The sequence below is a fragment of the Neobacillus rhizophilus genome (assembly GCF_018343535.1).
GTDB lineage: Bacteria > Bacillota > Bacilli > Bacillales > Cytobacillaceae > Neobacillus > Neobacillus rhizophilus.
The window spans coordinates 162,664-182,449 of sequence record NZ_JAGYPF010000006.1; the positions used below are offsets into that span (position 1 = coordinate 162,664).

The following is a 19,786-nucleotide window of genomic DNA, read 5'->3' on the forward strand; positions in this document are numbered from 1 at the left end:
ATCATACATAGTACACCATGATTATATTCCATCCGTTTCCAAAAGGGAAGCACTAATTTGGAAAATATACGTAAAAGATTACAAAAGGTGTCAGACACCGCGCGTGGACATTATCCACCTGAGGTAGATAAAATGAAAAAAAGCTAGATAACCCTTATTGGATTATCCAGCTTTTTTATGTTGGTTTTCGATTATTGGTATTTGAACTGTTTCTATACATGCACCCATTACTAAAGGTGCCAGGCACTTTGTTTTCTTATTCGCCTATTCTATTTATCATTCAGGTATGCCCATGCATATTGTGCGTAGAGTTCGGCGCCGGTTGCGAGGGCGTCTTCGTCGATGTTGAATTTGCCATGGTGGTGGGCCCATTGTGTGTCTTTTTCAGGGTTGCCGCAGCCTACAAGAGCAAAGCTGCCAGGGGCCTCCATCATGTATTCGCTGAAATCTTCGCCGCCCATGGTTGGCTTTTCGAAGTAGACGACTTCCTCGCCAAATGCTTCAGAAGCGGTTTTTTGAACAAGCTTCGCACTGTACTCGTCGTTGTTGACCGCCTGGGTGCCGTGAACATAGTCAACCTGCGCCGTCGCACCGTAAATAGCAGCGACCTGCTTGGCATACTGCTTCAGCTGGGTTTCAATATGATCTCTTACTGCCGGGTCAAAACAGCGGACCGTTCCTTCAATGTACGCATTTTCAGCAATCACGTTAAACCGCGTCCCGACAACCATTTTCCCAACCGTTAGAACTGCCGGCTGCTGCGGATCGACGGTGCGTGAGACTACTGATTGGACATTCATCACAAATGAGGAAGCCACAACCGCTGCATCAATACAAGCTTGTGGAATCGCCCCATGACCGCCTCTGCCTTTGAACGTGACGGTAAATAGGTCTGCGGACGCAAAGGATGGACCAGGATTGCAGGAAACCTTTCCTGTTGGCATCTGTGACCAGATATGGATGCCGAAAACATTATCGACCCCTTCCATCGCTCCTTGTTTCACCATTGCTTTCGCACCTGTCGCCACTTCCTCGGCCGGCTGATAAATCAATCGGACATTACCAGGCAGTTCTTCTTTAATCTCATTCAGAGCCTTAGCGGCAATCAACAGCATCGCTGTATGGGCATCATGGCCGCAAGCATGCATTTTGCCATCTTCTAGGGACGCATACGGAAGTTCCTTATTTAATTCCTCCACCGTCAAGGCATCCATATCCCCCCGCAGCCCCACGGTTTTTCCAGGCTTCCCGCCTTCAATCGTGGCAATGACTCCCGTTGGTTCTGTCTTCCGGTACGGGATCCCAAGGTTCTCAAGGTACTCGCAAATAAAGGCGGTTGTCTTAAATTCCTCCCAGGACAATTCCGGTTCACGGTGAAACTTTCTGCGCAACTCTACTAATTCTTCGTTATATTTTTGAATCGCTTCTTTAATTTTTGCATGAATCATAGCTATTCTGCCTCCGTTAACGTTTTTGCTGCTTCGTATAGAATCTCGACTGCATTGGCGATATCTTTACTGCTGGACCACTCTTCCGGACAATGGCTGAGCCCGTCCTTACTAGGAATAAATAACATAGCCACGTCGGTCACATCCGAAAGGACCATCGCATCATGGCCCGCACCGCTGTTGATGGAGCAATAGGAAAGATTCAGTTCGCTGCATTTCTGTTTTAAAAGTGAAACAATCTGTTGATTCATCACTTTTGGCGGCATGTACAATTGCTGCTGGACTGTGGTCTTGATCCCATGGCCATTATAGGATTTTACCCATTCCATTACCTTCTCGACCGCTTCAAGGACGCGTTCTTCTTTTCCGGAGCGGATATCGACGGTAAAAACTACTTTATCAGGAATCACATTTGCACCATTCGGCCAAACATTGAGCCGGCCGGTGGTGATGACTGTTCCATCCCCTTCCTTGCAAGCGAATTCCGGGAATTTAGCAATCATTTGTGCAGCCGCTACTAAAGCATCCGCCCTGCGGTCCATTGGAGTAGTGCCCGCATGCCCTGCCCGTCCTTCAACGGTTACTTCCAATTGGGTTAGACCGACAATGGCTTCCACCATGCCAATCGGAATGCCCTTTTCTTCCAGGATTGGTCCCTGTTCAATATGCAATTCCAAAAAGGCCTTCAGCGTTTTTGGGTCCCTTTTTTTCTGCAAAGACGGGTCGAGGCCAATTCCCGTCATTGCCTCGACAGTCGTCTTCCCATCTTTATCGGTAATGTTAAAAAACTCTTCCTCTGTCAATAAGCCGACAATCCCCCTAGAACCCATCAGACCGCCGCCAAATCTTGCTCCCTCTTCTTCTATCAAGGCGATCACTTCCAATGGGTATTTAGGTTTTAGGTTATTTTTCGAAAAAAGACCCGCTACCTCAAGCCCTGCCACCACACCGGCAGGACCATCGTAGGACCCGCCGTTCGGCACGGAATCAAAGTGGGAACCGACTAGGACACTAGGTGCATCCTTTAACGTGCCTTCGAGTTTACCAAAAATATTGCCTAAACCATCTTCACGAACCGAGAGTCCGTATTCCTTCATAATTTCTTTGATATAATTACGAGCCTGCAAGTCCTCTTCACTATATGTCAACCGGGTCGTCCCTTTTCCCGGTGTGGCAGTAAATTGACTCAAGATCTCAATATGTTTTTCGATTCTTTGCTGTAAATCGCTCAATGTTTTCCCTCCAATTATTTCAAGAATCCAACAAAGATGCCGGCTAGAATGACCGATACGATGGTCACTGTGATGAAACCACCCACCAGCATTGGCGGCAGCATATGGCTTGTCAGCATTTCTCGTTCTTCCTCGTCATCTGTTAGCGACTTGATTACCTCATTGGTAATGATATAGTCAGCCGGAAATCCGTATAAGGCAGTCAGGGAAACGGCAAACGCCATATCTTTGCTCACCTTCAAAATCTTGCCGGCGATAAATGAGAAGATATACATACCGATGACGGCTAAAATGATGGTTCCCACCAATGGGAATAGAATTTCCATCATCATGCTTGGTGTCGCTTGTTTTAAGCCGTCAAATATAAACAGCATCAGCGCCATAATGGCTAAACCAAAACCGTTGGCTTTTTGCAAGACCTGTTTTTCCAAAAAGCCAGCACTTGAGGCGATAACCCCAAACAGCAAACATAGAACAAACGGACTGATCGAAACAACCGGTGCAGCTAACGTTGAAACAAGATAGGCAAGATAAGCAACCAACGCAAGTCTGAAAAACTTAAAGAAATCGGTGTTGTATTTATCGGGTAAATTTTTAAAGAGCTTTAGCTCTGGTTTGGCAACGGCGGAAGCGGCGGCAACCTCTGTTGCCGCAGTTACCTGCTCCTTAACTGCAGCAATTTCCCCACTGCGGTACTGCTTCAAAAGTCTTTTTCCCTCTTTCTTTAATACGATTGAGGTGATCGGATAACCTGCAAATCCCTGAACAACATAGATAACAATAGCAAAAACGGATAAAGATGCGAGGCCTGCTTCCTTTGCCCCTTCAGACATGATTAACGCAGAAACTACCCCGCCGACTAATGGAGGAATCGCCACAACGACTGTCTGAAAACCGAAAATAAGGCTGCCCACAGTCATCAACATGGCAATAATCCCAAGGATTCCAGAAAGGGCAATGACAATCGTTTTCCATTGCTTTTTCAATTCTTGAAGAGATAGCAATGTGCCCATATTGGTGATGAGTAAATACATCATCATCGTGGCAACAACGGGCGGTACACCGGAAATCGCTACGATATCTTTTGGAAAAAAGGTCCAATAACCAGTAAGGAATAACACTGCACTGACAAATATCGATGGTACCCATGCTTTTGTCCGTACGGCAACCAGGTCTCCTACTAATAAAATGAATACTACTATGACTAAGGCTAGCATTTGTGACATAAAATCACTTCACTTTCTCTAAGATGGAATATTAATATTTCGTGTTGCTAAATTATTGTTATTATAAGAATAATAATATAATTTTATTTTTCGGTCAATTTATAATTTTTCCATTCTTCAGGTAAACGTTTTCAAAACATTTACCCCATTATCCGCAAATAAATTGTTATTTTAGTAGTTTTATAAAATTATTCTAAAAAATCTAAAACCAATAGAGTAGGAGGGGAATTTTAGTCCCCGACCTCTCACACCACCGTACGTACGGTTCCGTATACGGCGGTTCAATCTTTTAAGTATCGTAACTCATAAAGTTGGGAGATATCTTTCAATCCCCACTTTGTGAGTTTTTCTTTTGTTATCGCTCGGTGCAGGATTTCATTTCTTGATGTTCGCCAATATCCCTTACGGGAATTAGCTAGTTTCCTTGCATCTTCATGGTTGATTCCATATTTTCTAAGCATCCTGTATCTAGTCTTGGGCTTTTTCCATCTTTTCCAGATGAGTTGCCTAAGTCGGTGATTTAACCATTGTTGGGTTTTTATGATAAATCTCTTCATTCGTGTTATCCCATAGTAGTTAATCCATCCAGTGGTTACTTGGTTTAATTTTTTGATGATTTCCTCAAAAGTTCCTGGCTGTTTACGACTAGTCAACTTTCTTAATTTATCCTTAAATCGTAGTTTTGCCGACTCGCTTGGTCGGCACCCGACTTTCCCAAGAGATTATGTAAGTTGAATCCAAGGAATGTAGCTGAGGTTGCACCACAGATATTGCTTTTCCTTTGGTTAATAATTAAACCAAGGTCATTTTCGATGTAACCAGTGATACTAGCCATTACCCTTTCGCCCGCTCGTTTACTTTTGACATAGATGACGAAGTCATCCGCATATCTAATAAAACGGTGTCCTCTCTTTTCTAGTTCTCTATCCAGTTTGTTTAGATATACATTTGCTAAAATGGGCGATAATGGACCACCTTGCGGTGCACCTTCTTTGGTTTCAATATAAATATCTTTGTCGAGAATGCCTGAACGAAGAAATTTCCAAATCAGTTTAAGGACAATTTTATCCGAAATGAACTCCTCCAAATACGCTCTAACTCTTTGGTGGTGAATTGTGTCAAAATAACTTTTCAAGTCGCAGTCCACTACTACTCTGTATCCTTCTTGATAATACTTTTCGGCAAGTTGGATTGCCTGGTGAGCATTCCTGCCTTTACGAAAACCAAAGCTATTCTCAGAGAAGTATGGGTCTATGATTGGTTCAATTACTTGGAGAATGGCTTGCTGTACCACTCTATCCAATACACAAGGTATTCCCAGATATCTTTTGGAACCATCTGGTTTTGGAATTGCAACCCTTTTGACCGGTTGGGGCTGGTAAGTCCCCTCCATAAGTTTCTGTTTAAGAGGTTGAAAGTATTTTTCCATATGTGATTTCAATTGATATACGGTAATTCCATCAATCCCGGGAGCGCCTTTGTTACTTCTCACTTTTTCATATGCATTCCAAAGATTCTCGTTTGCGATAACTTTGTTGATCAATTTGATACCATCTTGTTCTTTCATACCCATGTTGGCATCCCTACGCACTCCTATGAATCATTCGGTTTCCAACCTATTTCATCATAGGTAGCCATCTTTTGGTGTATACCGCGATGTTTTCCGCGATTAGGCGGGGTGCCTACACCTCCTTGTTTCCCAAGATTTAAGATTGTTCAGTCCTTCATTTCCATAGGAAACTACTATGACCTCTGCTGACTTCTCACGATAAATCTTGTTTCAACCGAGCGAGTTTGCTCGTCCGTGAGACCTCCCCGGGTAAGGGCGATAACCTTCTTCTCATGTAACTGCTATATTTACTGTATGGGACTCGGGCAGTATTGGACTTTATCTTGCTATGCAGATTCATCCGCCCCAATTCAGCCTTGTATATAGTTTCTGTTCGTCAGTTCGAGAATTTGCCTCCAGCTTCCTTCAGATTCCACCTCACGGTGGACACCCTTGCTATTGGCTAACAGTTCCTACTGCCAAGCCTGTAGTGGACTTTCACCACCAAGTTATCGCCCATGCCGGGCGCACATAAAAAATACAGCAGATGCATGATCCGCTGTATTAATAGGAGATGATATATTTTTGATCATTGGTACCTTCGGTTGAAAAAACTCGTTCTATATATTTTATTTCATTATTAGACAAAAGCATAACCGTCGAACTTCTTGTCCCGTAATTCCCACTTTTAATAAACATTGGTGAAAGCATTCTTTCCATCTCTAATGACACGCCCGTATTCGGCAGTCGTTCATCCGGTGCAGGATCAGCATTATTGAGAAGAGTCATAAGCTGCTCCTCGAGATCCTTCGGGTCTTCAGTTACGATGTTTGCCAGGCCTGCCCTCCCCATTATCACCTTTGGCCACTCGGTATTAAGAAGATGGTTACTGACCCCATAAATGCCCGGCTCAAGCTTTTGAAGCTCTTGTCCAATGTTAGAATAATAATAAAGCCCCTCGGCATCTCCAGCCAGCAGGTTGTAGCCGGGGTATTGCTCCTTTGTTTCTGACAGGTTTTGCATATAGCTTTCAATGGTCCCATTGTAATTCAAGGCATCCGCCACCAGTTCCCCCCTTGACCGTTTTCCCTCGGCAACCTCTTTTGGATTGCGATAGTTGGTCAATGCGGCAAACCGCCCTCCCCGGGTGATGCCCATCCAGGTTCCCATTTTCTCCAGGTCCCTGCCGGCAAGGATATCAGGCTCATCTTTCCAAAAATGGGCAGGGGCAGTCGATCTTTTATAAAACTCATCTCGATTGGCAGCCACAATCAGCTGATGCTTAGGGTGCACTTTATACGCAAAAAGAATTAAACACACGAATCATCACAGCCTTTTTGAAGAATTTCCCTTCTCCTATTTTAACGGTTTATCACCTTATCCACCATACTCTTGATAAAACTCAATCAAACGTTTGTTTAGTTTCGCAAAACCTTATGTATCAAGTATTCCAGCGATTCAATCAAACGTTTGGTTAGTTTTTTCCTCTCATTTCTTAAATCTATACAAACGTTTAATTAATTTTTCCGTTCGACCAAAAAAATCCAATCAAACATTTAATTAGTTCCCCCAGCCCTTATGTGCCAAGAATTCCAGCGTTTCAATCAAACGTTTAATTAGTTTTCCCAACAAAAAAGAGACTCTCTGAATAGACAGTCCCTTATAACAATCATTCTGCCAGCGACAGTTTAATTTCTACTAATGTTCCTTCGTTTTGTTTGCTTGAGTACGAAATACTTCCTTTATGCTGCTTGATGATCTTGTGGCAAATCATGACACCCAGTCCGGTTCCTTTTTCTTTTAAACTATAAAACGGTTCACCTAACCGCGGCAAAAGCTCTTCCGGGATCCCGAAGCCATGGTCCCTGATTTGGACAATACATTCGTCGTCATCCCCTTTACGGAGATAAATCTCGATATTGCCGCCCTGGGGCATCGCCTCCATGGCGTTTTTTAAAATGTTCAGGAATACCTGCTTCAATTGATTTTTCTCACAAATAATCGGGAATGGTGATTCCTCGAACAAAGTGTTCATTTGAATACCGTTCATAAGAGCCTGAGGAGATAGAAATTCAATCGTATTTTCAATTAATTCCCGTAAATCCGCCTGGGTGAGTTTAACCGCCTGTGGTTTACCTAACGAAAGCATCTCACTTGTAATCGTTTCAATTCGTTCAAGTTCCCCCAGCAGCAAATCACTATATTCAAGGTTATTGTTACCAGCCTTATAAAGCTGAACAAAGCCCTTAATGGTCGTAAGGGGATTCCGTATTTCGTGGGCTACCCCTGCAGCCAGCTCTCCAACAATAGAAAGCTTCTCGGATTGCAAGAGAATCTCTTCGGCCTTTTTCCGTTCTGAAATATCCCTGCTGACAATGACAAGGTGCTCAATTATATTATATTTTCCTCTAACAGGCATACAGCGGGATTCAAACTCAATCCAGCGGCCGTCCTTGTGAAGGAATCGGACCTCCATTGACTGTGCTTCTTCTTTTTCAAACAGCCTTTGGACGGTTTTTCTAAAAAATCCAACATCATCAGGGTGAATGAATTGGCATAGTTCTTTCCCTTCCAATTCTGAAAGCTGATATCCCAGGACCAGCTCATGTGACGGGGAAAAATAAGTAATCGAGTGATCCTTCCACATTACTTTGATTAGGTCCGATGTATTTTCGGCAATCAGCCGATACTTTGCTTCGCTTTCTTCAATCATCTTATACGTTTCTGCCAATCTTTTATTTAATCGATAAAGCTTCAGATAGGATTCAATCAGGATCACGCCCGAAATGACCCCGAGCATCACGAACAGAACATATTGAAGATGAAACAAGGGCTTATCTCGAAAAATATTAAATAGGATTGGTACATCTATGAAATAAACAACAGCATAAATGACAAATAATATAGCGCTTTTTTTCACTGCAGAAAAGCGGGCTATAAACAAATGGCTGATGCAAAAACCTGCCATAATGATAAGCCAGCCAATGACAGGTGTAACCCACTGCCCTCCAGCCATCAGTCTTGCAGTTAATGAAAAAACGGCCGTAACCAATCCGCCGACCGGCCCCAGATAAGCAAAACTGATAATTACAGCAGCATAGCGGATATCGTAAACGTAGCCATGCTGATGGATTGAAATTGCAACAAGAATGGCCGCTACAATTCCCGCATAAAGACCATATAGTATAGTTGTATGCTTCATCTGTTTCATGATATTAAAAGATCGAAGCACCAAAGGGATACATATAAGGACAGAAAACAGTGACAGATTAACAATGTAATCTAATAGAATCAACGGACTCCCACCTAAAAACTAGTATATTCATATCATAAACCAGACTGTCTTTCATTGGAATAGTTACCTTTAGGTGGAATTTTCCAAAAAAATGAAGAATCTCCACATCCATTATTCTTCCAAATTAATACTTGAGGAATCTTGAGGAATCTGAATGATAAAGCGGCTGCCTTTTCCCAGTTCGCTGTCGACTTTTATGCTCCCGCTGTGTGTTTCCACAATCCATTTGGCTATCGAAAGTCCCAAGCCATGCCCTCCTATTTGCCGAGTCCTTGATTTATCAGCCCGGTAAAAGCGCTCAAAAATATAGGGGATATCTTCCTTTTTAATTCCTATCCCGGTGTCCTCGACGTTCATTCGCATCCCCTGCCCGTCTTTTTCAAGACGGAGATGGACTTTCCCGCCGTTTGGGGTGTATTTAATGGCGTTGTCCAATAGTATATATAAAAGCTGTGAAAGTCTGTGCGGGTCGCCGATGCTTTTCAAGGTTTCCGGCGCATTCAGCGTAAGAATGATTTGTTTGGAAGCTGCAAGGGCTCCAACAGATTCGATGGCTTTATCAGCAAGCGGCCGGAAGTCAAATTGCTCTGCCCGCAATTCAATCGCATTCGAGTCCGAACGGGCCAATGTTAACAGGTCACTGACCAAATGATTCATCCGCTTGACTTCCTGCCTCATGTTCGCGAGGATCCTGTCCAGAAAAGCCTCCCTTTGTGGTTCTATGGTCATTTCCATGGCATCAATCGAAGAAAGCAGGACGCTTAAAGGAGTCCGCAGCTCGTGAGAGGCATCCGCGGTAAACTCCTGCTGCCTTGTAAAGGCTTGGCTGATGGGAACCATGGCTTTTTTTGACATATTCGAGCTGATGAAGAGGGCTACTCCGATAAAAACAAACCCTAAGACAGCAAACACAATCAGCAGCAAGTAGAACATCTGATAGGCAAATGAAATGTCTTTTCCTATATAAAGCTGGCCTACAAGCTGACCTTTCACATAAATAGGCCGGCTTGCAGTCAGAAGACGAACATCCTGGGGCTCCTGCGAAGGCCGGAATTCACCCGGTTTTCCCCTTCCCCTTGGATTGCCTTCCACATGCAGTTTTACATTACGAATCTCGGCCGTCTTTTGAAACTTACCGCTCACCATTCGAAGCAAGTCAGGGTGAAGCCGGTAATCCGTTTCATTTCCCATGATGAGGTCTCCTTTTGAGTCAACCACATAATAAAAGGATTGCCCGGCACCGGCAAAAACAATTTCTTGATTTTGAATTCCCTGGAGACTGTTTTTTCCGTTCTCCCATAAATAATTTTCTATATAAGCAGCTTCCTGCTTCACCAATGTTTGCAGGTCTCGTTCCTGCGTTTTTAATATGACGAGATAAAGAACGGAAAACACGATGACAATAAAGATGGCAAGAAATAGAATCAACAGCCCGCTATAAATCCGTGCCAATTGCCCTTGTGTTTTTTTAAAAACATTCTTCTCGTTTCGGTTGGTAAAAAGGCGGATAAATAAAAGGAAATTAGTGTACAAGCTTATAACCTACCCCTCTTACGCTTTGCAGCAGCTCCTGTTTGCCAATTGGGACAAGCTTCTTGCGGATTAACTTCACAGTGGCATCAATCGTTTTTGGGGCGACATTCGCATCATAGCCCCAAATTCGTTCCAAAATGACTTCACGTGGCAGGACCTGTCCCTTGTTTTGCACTAGTAGATCCAAAAGCTGGAATTCACGGGGGCTGAGCTGAATTTCACCGTCCTGTGAGCGGACGGTATGACTGTTTCGGTTCAGGACCAAATCTTGAATCCGGGTTTCCTCTTCCAGTATTGGCGCATAGTTGCGACGAGAAAGGGCACGCAGCCGGGCTAAAAGCTCATCAATTTCAAACGGCTTCACCAAATAATCATCGGCGCCTGAATCCAGGCCATCAATCCGATCCTGAACAGAATCTTTTGCCGTTAACATCAAAATGGCGCCCGGATAGCCTTGTTTGCGAAGACGGCGGCAGACATCGACTCCGTCTCCGTTTGGCATCATCCAATCGAGAATTAACACATCGTAGTGGCAGGAGGAAGCATAATAAAAAGCATCCTCCCCTTCCTGGACCCACTCGACTTTGGCGCTGGCCTTTTTTTCTAACATATAGACAACCAGTTCTCCTAGATTAAAATCATCTTCGGCTAATAAAATCTTCATTGGTAATAAGAGCCCCTTTCGCGTTAAATAGGCATCCAATTCTGTTGGACAGATGTCCGTTACAGCCTGAATCTACTACTGGAAGCTTAACTTTTACTTAAAATTGGGCAATAGGTTTCAGCAATGACACATAAAAAAGAAGCACCCGGACTGCCTAGCCGAAGGTACTTCTTTCCTGCCTGTACTATACAAGAAGTTCTTTTTCCGTTTTGAGTTTTTCAATTTCTTTATTCAGTTCATCCTCGTTAACAAAGCTATTGAACTGAGTTACTGGCAAGGCAAATTGGCTGCCGGCTTGCACTTGTACTTCTGCTTCCATTAAGAGAATCTTATCTTCAGCGCGGGCAATTCCTCTTGCAATTGTGTCGGTTTGGAAGGATACCGTTGCTTTTTGAATTTGTTTCATAGACAGAGCTACATTCGCACGGGATGCCAGCACAAGCTTCTTTTGCTGAAGGTCGTGATAGAACTGTTGCAGCTCCTGAATTTTTCCGTTCAGAACTTCAGTCTGGCCTTTCATGGCTTCATATTGCTGCTCATACAGGTTTAGCTGCTTTTCTTGGGTTAGTTTTTCCTGCACGGCCAATTTCGCCATCGTTTCCTCGCCTTGCTCGATCGCAAGCTTCGCTTGGCGGGTTCTTTTTTCAACTAATGCCTTCGTGTCGAGAATGAGAGCCGCAAGTTTATTTTCCGCAAAAAATTGCCGGGACAGAGCTTTTTGGGCTTTAACCAATTCTTGTTCGATTTCTCTTGAATATTCGTTTAACATGGCAATTGGATCCTCAAGGCTATCTAACAAACCATTGATATCTGCCTTCGCGATTGTTTTAATTCTTTTAAAAATACCCATTTTACTGATTCTCCTTTTTAATAGTAAGATTTTTTTCCCATTGGTCTAAAAGGTTTGCATTTTGGTTGATTAAAGGTTTATGTGAACTTATTAAAGATGTATCTATAAACTGCTGCATCGAAGAAGCCTTAGCCCGTTTTCTTAGCCACTTCACTAAGAAGTAAACGGCCGCTAGTACGATCGCAATGAATAATAGGGTGCCAAGCCAGTGGAAGCCGCCACCGTGATGAGGCCCGTTCATGAAATGTCCATGTCTGAAACCGCCTTGCGGGTTCATTCCGGCCATGCCGCCACGGCCGCCTGGCCCTCCTTGTCCCATTCCTGGCCCATGTGGACCGCGGGCCATGGCGCTGGCTCCTCCAAACAGATAATGGAGGACATTTACCACAAACACCATTGCAGCAATGATCACACCCCATAAAACTCCTTTTTTCACTTTCGTATTCATCAAACTCTTGCCTCCTTTCGTTCTTGATGATTGAAGTGTATAAGAGTTTGGTGAAAACTTGGTGAAAGAATGGACATGCTATAAATTTTTATCAAAAAAATATGACTCCCCCGCAAAAAACGGAGGAGCCATAACGAATATCTTGGTTTTCTACTATTATTAACTAATATAAAAGTCCATGGTCGGTGCCTGACACTATCATTGAGTCAGTTTAATATACCCTACCTTTTCAACTAGATCCTGGCCTTGAGGCCCTTGCATCCAGTCGAGGAATGGCTGGATGTTTGGGTTTGGATTGTCCTTGAGTGTGATAGCATAAAGTGTTGCGGTGAATGGATATTTGCCGCTTGCGATGTTTTCTGAGCTTGGTTCTATCCCGTTTATTGCCAACAGTTTGATGTCCGGATTTTCTTTCATTCCGGTGGCAAAAAAGCGGAATGAGAATCCGACTGCATTTTGATAGTTCCGATAGTCGGCCACTTGTTCGATAATCCCGCCCATTCCTTCAGGAACATCTTCCTTTAGCGGCTTCATAATTTTTGTTTCGCCCATTATTTTTTCCAAAAGGGTTTGGCTGCCGGAATTTTTCGGGCGCTGGAAAGCGATGATTTTCTCGGAGTCTCCTCCAAGCTTGGACCAGTTTTTGATCTCTCCCGAGTAGATTCCTTTAATTTCAGAAACCTTTAAACTATCTACCTCATTTTTCGGATTGACGAAGAAGACAAACGCTTCCTTGCCGATCGGGGTCATCACCAGCTCTTTTCCAGCCTTCTTCGCCATTTCCCGCTGTTCTTTTGAAGGCTCTGCTCCAAAATATATATCCACTTCCCCTGATAGCAGCCGTTCATAGGCATATATCGTATTCATAAAACTGACGATTTCCTGGCCATTTCCCATTAACTGATGAATATTTTCGTATGTAGCGTTAGCAAAGGCAGAATAAACCGGAAAAGCCGCTTCTGCACCATCCAGCACGGGCATTTCCATTGGGTTCGTTATGATAAAAGTTGATTTTGTGTTAAGCTTCGGTAATTTGTTATTTGGATTTGTCACATCGTAAGGAGTTAAGTCCGTACTTGAATAGCCGCCAGCATATTTAAAGCCGTAGGATGGCAAAACAGTTTGGCTGCGATACCAATGAACAGCTGAACCAGTTCCTATTGCAAAAAGGAAAACTGCCAATATGGATAATAACTGCTTCCTCATGTTGAAAACGGAAGCGAATTGTACCTTCCGAGAAGCCGCTGCTATAACTACTCCAATAGCAAATGAAAGTTCATAAGCAAGAGGCGCCCATAAAAACAGCCTTCCTTCACCGCCAAACATAGCGACAAAGTAAATCGGCGCATAGGCGATATGAAAGATGCAATAGAATAACCATGAATCCGCTCCGTAAAATCCTCCGTTAATCAGCATAAAAACGGCCCATAAAACTGCAGTATAGGTAAGTGGGAGCGGGATTAGAGCTATATACCCTTTTAATTGACACGAACTTAGCAGTTTCTTGCTAACAAAAAATCCTGCCAGACCACCGCCCGCAATCAGAACAGACAGCAGGGTTTCCATAAGCATTTCAAATTTCCCCATTAACGGAAGTGCTAAGAAAGAAATCACTAGTGGCACTACACCAAAATACAAAATGAAGAAAAGCAGTTTTTTCCCCATTTTCAGCCCCCCTTTATAAATAGAACTCTCAATATATTTTAGTGTAATTTTACACTCTGTTGATCCGTTTAGCAATATAGTTTTTCCTAAAATTAACATTAAAACAGACTCCACCACTTACGGAAGAGTCTGTTCCTCATTCCTATTTTACTTTTTTAACAGCTTCAGAACCGTATCCAATACGACATTGACCCCTTTTTCACAGTCTTCCCAGGTAGTCAGTTCTTCCTCGCAATGGCTTTTCCCATTGATGCTTGGAACAAACAGCATGGCTGTTGGGACGTAGCTTGCAATAAACTGGGCATCATGCCCAGCGCCGCTGACCATTCGTTTGCTAGAATACCCAAGTGATTGGGCGGATTGTTCTAAAGAAACGCACAGTTCAGGCGCAAACCAGACCGTGTCGCGCTCCCAAAGTTTTTTCACCTCAATTTCGCAGCCTTCGTTAAGGCCTTGATGCGGCAGACCTTGAACAAAATCCTTAAAAGTATTGACGATTTCCATGTCTTTATGGCGTGCTTCGAGCGTAAAGACAACTTTGTTCGGGATGACGGTATGAATGCTCGGATACACGTTTACCCTGCCGATGGTGAAAACTAGTTCGGAGTCCAATACGCTTAACCTTTTGCGGATTTCATTAATTAGGTTATTGGTGGCAAACAGGGCATCCTTGCGCATGGGCATTGGGGTTGTTCCGGCATGGTCCGATTCGCCGGTTACCTCTATTTCAAAGCAGGCCATGCCAACGACGCATTCGACGACACCAATTGTAAGGCCTTCTTTTTCGAGGATCGGGCCCTGTTCGATGTGCATTTCCAAAAAGGCTGTTGCTTCTTTGAGACGATTTTCTTCACTGCCTTCGTATCCAATTGCCTTAAGGGCCTCCTCAAAGGTTATACCCTCTGAATCTTTCTTTTGCAGCATGACGGCTTTGTCAAATTTGCCGGCGAGCACACCAGAAGCCATCAGCGAAGGCTCGAATCTTGCTCCCTCTTCGTTTGTGAAGTTTACGATTGTAATCGGGTATTTAGGTTGGATTTTATGATCGACGAGTGTCCGCACGACCTCCAGTCCCGTCAAGACACCCAAAACACCGTCAAACCGGCCGCCCTTTTTAACGGAGTCTAAATGGGAGCCAATCAGGATAGGAGGCTTATTTTCCGTTCCGGCCAGTGTCGCGTACATGCAGCCCATGTCGTCAACCTTGACTGTCATCCCTAAGTCCTCGCAGCATTTGCGGAAATAACCTCTTGCCCTACGGTCCTCTTCCGATAAAGAAAGACGGGTGACACCATTGTTTTCCGTTCGGCCAAACTGAGCAAAACGTTCCAATTCTTCTTTAAGTCTTTCTCCATTAATCAACAGCTTTTGTTTTTGCATTTAAACACTCCCCTTATAGATTGATATCGTTTTTAAAAATCTCTTGGAGAAGAAATGCTTTTGTTTGAAAAATGCTCCTTAAACATTACAGGAATATTCAGTTATTTTAATTATAGTCCAGCTAAACAAGATTTCACTAGACAGTTTGATAAATAAAAACGGATAACCAATTAAGGCTATCCGCTTTAAAAATTATTCTTCATGGAATCCGATAAATCCCACCGAAGCAGTCGAATCGCTGTCGTCCCACGATTGTTTTTTCTGTTTTTGCTGGATGGATTTTAAATCGGCACAGAGGCGGATGATGTCGACCTGCTGCTCGTAATGCCATTGAAGTGTAATGGAGACGTACAGTTCGTTCAACTGTGCATAGGAAAATTCCTTCGATGCCTCGACGACCTCCCTTATTTCTGCCTCTGATAAGATTCGGTCAAGCTTTTTAGCCATTAGATATTGATAGCGAAGCTCTTTTGTCGGCAGTTTGATTTCATAAGCGCGGTCAAACCGGCCGGAGCGGTTCATTAGTGCCGGGTCAATTTTTTCCGGATAATTCGTCGTACCGATTAAAAAAACACCCTCTTTAGAGGTAGCTCCATCGAGCGTATTCAAGAATACCGAGCGGACTCCGGACGGCATTGAGTCAATATCCTCAATCACCAGTACCATTGGCGCCAGCTTCAAAACAGAACCGAACACTTCTTTAATCGTATAGCTCGAGGTATATTCGGTAATCTGCCAATAAGCCACCGGAGCATTGATGCTGCTGGCAATTGATTTTACTAGTGTTGTTTTGCCATTCCCAGGACTGCCATATAAAAGAATCCCCCGCTTGTACGGGATATCATACGTCTTGAAAAACTCACCGCTATCTGAGAAGAATTCGTCAATCGACCGGAAGATTTCCTTTTTCAATGGTTCTTCAAGGAAAACGTCCTCTCTTCTTACCAAACTATTAATGCTTTCGATGTCCGTCTCTACACCATCTTCTGTATCCGTATAGACAGTCACGTAGTTTTTAATATAATCGCGCTTTCTTTTAAGAACATATTGCAGAAAGGAAACCAAGCAAGCGTCATTTTCAGCAAAAATAAGATCGCGGTGGAGCTCGCCGTCGCTTTGAAAGGTTAGCACCCGGGATAAGGCAACCCGATAGGCTGGATAGTAGTAAAGACCATTCGCAATCCGCGGCTTGATGATAAACTCCAGGGCTTTGTCAGTATGGTTGGAGGAAATCGTCCGGGTCTCGCCTTCCTTGTAAATATAACTTAAAAGCCGTACCTCAGGTGATTCCACCTTCAAATCTTCCTCGAGAATTTCCCAAATTTCATTGGAGGTGTCTTCATCGGAATACATGTTGAAGTCCACGCCCACTTCATCATGAAGATGCATTTGAATGGCGGAAATAATTTTTCCATAATCGTAATAGAAAGGTAATTCTGTGCGGTCCATTTCCCCTGCATTAAAAAGTACTTTATTGTTTTTCATCCGGTTCTCCTTTTTTCAGCTAATAAGAAAGTATAAACTTTCTGTCGAAAGCTTTATACTTTCTTAACGCATAAGTGCAACTACTCCTCTGTCTTCGCCCTAAGGGGCTCGCCAATCGGCGAGTTTTCTTTAAAAATATTACAATTACTATAGCTCTTAATTAGGTTATTAGTCTAGTGGATTTCTTTTCCGGTTTAGGTCCTTGGGAACTATCTATTAATTCCTGGACAACCGCGTCATGACAGTATTTTTTTCCATCCAGTATTTGATTCTTGTAATACAGTTGAATATATCTTAAAATTGATTGCATAAAAATACACATAGAATCGAAGGAGTTACATCATGTTACCGACAAAAAATGTAGATTCAGAGTTAAAGGCTTGGGCCATCGAGCAGCGCCGACATTTTCATATGAATCCGGAGCTGTCCGGGCAGGAATACAATACCTCCGCATATGTAAAAGAAAAATTGGCGGAATTCGGCATCCCTTTGGATGACAGATTTTCAGGCCCTAGCGTGGTGGCTTTTTTTAAAGGAATAGAAGGCAACAAGACGATTGCCCTAAGAGCCGATATGGATGCCCTGCCACTCCAGGAGGAAGGGGACAAGCCTTATATTTCCAAGGTTCCTGGCGTCATGCACGGCTGCGGCCATGACGGCCATACGGCGATTTTGCTGGCGGCGGCAAAATGGATGAGCAACAATCCTGATTTGGTAAAAAATAATATCCGCTTGATTTTTCAAAGCTCAGAGGAAGCCTCCCCAAGCGGCGCCCAAAAGCTTGTGAAAGAAGGAGTGCTGGACGGGATTGACGCGATTTATGGAATCCATCTGATTTCGCGCATGCCTATGGGCAAAGTTGGCTTTGCCACTGGCTATGCGATGGCTTCCTGTAATGATTTTGATATTAAAATTGAAGGTAAAGGCGGTCATGGCGGCTATCCGCATGATACGGTCGACCCGATTTATATTGCCAGCCACTTAATTCAGGCTTTCCAATCCGTTGTCAGCCGGAATTTGCATCCATTGCATGCAGGCGTTATTTCATTTGGTGGGATGCAGGCAGGAAATTCCTACAATGTCATTCCTCACGAGGTGACGTTGAAGGGGACAATCCGGGCGTTGACCTTTGAGGCAGCCGAGCTCATGCATGAGAAAACGGCCCAGTTGACAGAGTCCATCTGCGCAAGCTTTGGGGCTAAAGGACATTATCAATTTATCGAGGGAACCCCTCCGTTGTACAATCACCCGGAGGCATGTGAATTTGCTCGCGGTGTCATTGAAAATACCTTCGGAGCAGATGCCTTCTTGCCAATAGATCCTGTATTAGGAGCCGAGGATTTCTCCTATTACCTAAAAGAAAAGGTCGGGGCCTTCATCAATGTCGGGATGCAAAGTGAAAAAAGCCAGTATCCGCACCACCACCCGAAATTCGATATTGACGAAGACGCCATCCCAACCGCTATCGAACTCATGATCCAACTGGCGCTGCAAGCATAAATTAGAGAGGTTTAATAAGGAAAAAAAAGAAGCCGAACCCCAACCGTAACATTTGGGGCTCGGCTTTTTATATTTGGTGTCCACCAGAGGCGGACAAATGTCCACGTGCGGTGCCTGACACCCGTGCTTATGCTTCCACGATGTCCGGCTGTTTGTAGGTGTCGTTATCGAATTCGCCTGTTGCTCTGCTGGTGAGGACTCCAGCTGTCATGGCACCGCTGACGTTTAGGGCGGTTCGGCCCATGTCGATAAGCGGCTCAACGGAGATGAGCAGGCCGACGATGGCGATTGGCAGGTTCATCACGGATAGCACGATGAGGGCTGCGAAGGTCGCACCGCCGCCAACACCGGCAACACCAAAAGAACTAATTGCCACAACAAGAATAAGAGTCAGAATAAAGCTTAGACTCGTCGGATCGACCCCGGCAGCCGGTGCAACCATGACCGCCAGCATGGCTGGATAAATCCCGGCACAGCCATTTTGCCCAATGGTCAGTCCGAAGGAGCCGGCAAAGTTTGCAATCCCTTCAGATACACCCAAATCCTTCGACTGGGTTTTAATCGTCATCGGGAGCGTTCCCGCACTCGTTCGTGAAGTGAACGCAAAGGTTAACGTAGGCAGTGCTTTTTTCACATAGTTATATGGGCTTAATTTCGCAGCCATTAAAAGCAACAGATGCACAATAAACATAATGATAAGGGCTACATAGGAGGCGACCACAAACGTCCCTAGTTTCATAATCGCATCGTAATCACTTGTTGCAGCCACCCTCGTGATAATCGCAAGAATCCCATATGGTGTCAGCCGGAGCACCAAGGTGACCACTCTCATAACGACTGAATAGATGGTATCAATAATTTTTGAAAAGAATTCCGCATGATCCGGTTCTTTTCGTTTTACCCCGAGATAGGCAATCCCGATAAAGGCGGCAAAGATGACCACCGCGATCGTTGAAGTTGCCCGGGCGCCTGTAAGGTCCTGAAACGGATTACTTGGGATGAAATCAACGATTTGCTGCGGCAGTGTCATATTTTCCACTGTCGGAACCCGTTCCTCCAATTGTGCAATACGAGCCTTCTCTGCATCGCCCTGGGTCAACTGAGCGCCGTCTAAATTAAATCCCAGGGCAGAGCCAATTCCGATGGCTGCCGCAATCGCCGTCGTCCCGAGCAGGATACCAATGACAAGGACACTGATTTTGCCAATGTTCTTGGATAATTTCAGCTTCGTAAACGCCCCGACAATCGAGACAAAGATCAACGGCATTACTACCATTTGCAGTAGTTTGACATAACCGTTTCCGGCAATATTAAACCATTCAATGGAACGGGCCAGCACTTCAGATGTCGTACCGTAGATGGCATGAAGAATAATCCCAAAAATAATACCTAAACCAAGCGCCGTGAAAACACGCTTCGAAAATGATATATGCTTCTTTTGCATCTGGAACAACCCGAACATAAGCAACAACAGGACAGCAATGTTTACAATGATTAGAATGGTATTCATG

Annotated in this window: 16 protein-coding genes; 1 reads left to right on the top strand and 15 read right to left on the bottom strand. The window is 44.1% G+C overall.

All coding sequences use genetic code 11. From position 1 onward, the window contains the following. Positions 1–269: 269 nt before the first annotated feature. The 14 genes from KHA99_RS28080 to KHA99_RS28140 all read right to left on the bottom strand — a co-directional run bounded on the left by KHA99_RS28080 (position 270) and on the right by KHA99_RS28140 (position 16,775). Positions 270–1,448 (bottom strand): amidohydrolase, encoded by a 1,179-nt coding sequence (locus KHA99_RS28080; protein WP_213120814.1) that lies wholly within the window; start codon positions 1,446–1,448, stop codon positions 270–272. 2 nt (positions 1,449–1,450) lie between these two features. Next, positions 1,451–2,680 carry a Zn-dependent hydrolase gene (locus KHA99_RS28085; RefSeq protein ID WP_213120815.1) on the bottom strand — a complete coding sequence of 410 codons (1,230 nt, stop codon included), beginning with the start codon at positions 2,678–2,680 and terminating at the stop codon, positions 1,451–1,453. Positions 2,681–2,694: 14 nt separating this feature from the next. Beyond that, a complete protein-coding gene (locus KHA99_RS28090; RefSeq protein WP_213120816.1) occupies positions 2,695–3,906 on the bottom strand; it encodes a hypothetical protein in 1,212 nt (403 codons plus the stop codon). A 281-nt stretch (positions 3,907–4,187) separates the two neighbouring features. Continuing rightward, positions 4,188–4,559: a group II intron maturase-specific domain-containing protein gene (locus tag KHA99_RS31085; RefSeq protein ID WP_249366705.1), complete on the bottom strand. Its 372-nt coding sequence runs from the start codon at positions 4,557–4,559 to the stop codon at positions 4,188–4,190. 5 nt (positions 4,560–4,564) lie between these two features. Next, on the bottom strand, positions 4,565–5,479 hold the full coding sequence (gene ltrA, locus KHA99_RS28095; RefSeq protein WP_249366706.1) for a group II intron reverse transcriptase/maturase: 915 nt from the start codon (positions 5,477–5,479) through the stop codon (positions 4,565–4,567). Between the two features lie 540 nt (positions 5,480–6,019). After that, entirely contained in the window at positions 6,020–6,775 is a 756-nt protein-coding gene (locus tag KHA99_RS28100; RefSeq protein WP_213120817.1) for an NRDE family protein, read from the bottom strand. Positions 6,776–7,124: 349 nt separating this feature from the next. After that, positions 7,125–8,750, bottom strand: a complete 1,626-nt coding sequence (locus KHA99_RS28105) for an ATP-binding protein (RefSeq protein WP_213120818.1) — start codon at positions 8,748–8,750, stop codon at positions 7,125–7,127. A 111-nt stretch (positions 8,751–8,861) separates the two neighbouring features. Next, on the bottom strand, positions 8,862–10,283 hold the full coding sequence (locus tag KHA99_RS28110; protein WP_213120819.1) for a sensor histidine kinase: 1,422 nt from the start codon (positions 10,281–10,283) through the stop codon (positions 8,862–8,864). Continuing rightward, entirely contained in the window at positions 10,273–10,947 is a 675-nt protein-coding gene (locus tag KHA99_RS28115; RefSeq protein WP_213120820.1) for a response regulator transcription factor, read from the bottom strand. The genes KHA99_RS28110 and KHA99_RS28115 overlap by 11 nt, the downstream gene beginning before the upstream one ends. Before the next feature lie 184 nt (positions 10,948–11,131). Then, entirely contained in the window at positions 11,132–11,797 is a 666-nt protein-coding gene (locus KHA99_RS28120) for a PspA/IM30 family protein (protein WP_213120821.1), read from the bottom strand. A 1-nt stretch (position 11,798) separates the two neighbouring features. Next, on the bottom strand, positions 11,799–12,245 hold the full coding sequence (locus KHA99_RS28125) for a hypothetical protein (RefSeq protein ID WP_213120822.1): 447 nt from the start codon (positions 12,243–12,245) through the stop codon (positions 11,799–11,801). A gap of 198 nt (positions 12,246–12,443) precedes the next feature. Then, a complete protein-coding gene (locus KHA99_RS28130; RefSeq protein ID WP_213120823.1) occupies positions 12,444–13,910 on the bottom strand; it encodes a PstS family phosphate ABC transporter substrate-binding protein in 1,467 nt (488 codons plus the stop codon). A 147-nt stretch (positions 13,911–14,057) separates the two neighbouring features. Beyond that, positions 14,058–15,290 (bottom strand): Zn-dependent hydrolase, encoded by a 1,233-nt coding sequence (locus KHA99_RS28135; RefSeq protein ID WP_213120824.1) that lies wholly within the window; start codon positions 15,288–15,290, stop codon positions 14,058–14,060. 192 nt (positions 15,291–15,482) lie between these two features. Then, entirely contained in the window at positions 15,483–16,775 is a 1,293-nt protein-coding gene (locus KHA99_RS28140) for an ATP-binding protein (RefSeq protein ID WP_213120825.1), read from the bottom strand. A gap of 342 nt (positions 16,776–17,117) precedes the next feature. Here KHA99_RS28140 and KHA99_RS28145 point away from each other — a divergent pair, with 342 nt between their 5' ends. Next, positions 17,118–18,275, top strand: a complete 1,158-nt coding sequence (locus KHA99_RS28145; protein WP_213120826.1) for a M20 metallopeptidase family protein — start codon at positions 17,118–17,120, stop codon at positions 18,273–18,275. A 127-nt stretch (positions 18,276–18,402) separates the two neighbouring features. On the opposite strand, the gene KHA99_RS28150 is transcribed toward KHA99_RS28145, so the two are convergent. Beyond that, positions 18,403–19,785 (bottom strand): L-cystine transporter, encoded by a 1,383-nt coding sequence (locus KHA99_RS28150; protein ID WP_213120827.1) that lies wholly within the window; start codon positions 19,783–19,785, stop codon positions 18,403–18,405. Position 19,786 lies beyond the last annotated feature (1 nt).

Coding starts and splice junctions, on each gene's coding strand:
- KHA99_RS28080 (WP_213120814.1), bottom strand. CDS start 1,448: ATGATTCATGCAAAAATTAAAGAAGCGATTCAAAAATATAACGAAGAA.
- KHA99_RS28090 (WP_213120816.1), bottom strand. CDS start 3,906: ATGTCACAAATGCTAGCCTTAGTCATAGTAGTATTCATTTTATTAGTA.
- ltrA (WP_249366706.1), bottom strand. CDS start 5,479: ATGGGTATGAAAGAACAAGATGGTATCAAATTGATCAACAAAGTTATC.
- KHA99_RS28115 (WP_213120820.1), bottom strand. CDS start 10,947: ATGAAGATTTTATTAGCCGAAGATGATTTTAATCTAGGAGAACTGGTT.
- KHA99_RS28120 (WP_213120821.1), bottom strand. CDS start 11,797: ATGGGTATTTTTAAAAGAATTAAAACAATCGCGAAGGCAGATATCAAT.
- KHA99_RS28125 (WP_213120822.1), bottom strand. CDS start 12,245: ATGAATACGAAAGTGAAAAAAGGAGTTTTATGGGGTGTGATCATTGCT.
- KHA99_RS28130 (WP_213120823.1), bottom strand. CDS start 13,910: ATGGGGAAAAAACTGCTTTTCTTCATTTTGTATTTTGGTGTAGTGCCA.
- KHA99_RS28135 (WP_213120824.1), bottom strand. CDS start 15,290: ATGCAAAAACAAAAGCTGTTGATTAATGGAGAAAGACTTAAAGAAGAA.
- KHA99_RS28140 (WP_213120825.1), bottom strand. CDS start 16,775: ATGAAAAACAATAAAGTACTTTTTAATGCAGGGGAAATGGACCGCACA.
- KHA99_RS28145 (WP_213120826.1), top strand. CDS start 17,118: ATGTTACCGACAAAAAATGTAGATTCAGAGTTAAAGGCTTGGGCCATC.
- KHA99_RS28150 (WP_213120827.1), bottom strand. CDS start 19,785: ATGAATACCATTCTAATCATTGTAAACATTGCTGTCCTGTTGTTGCTT.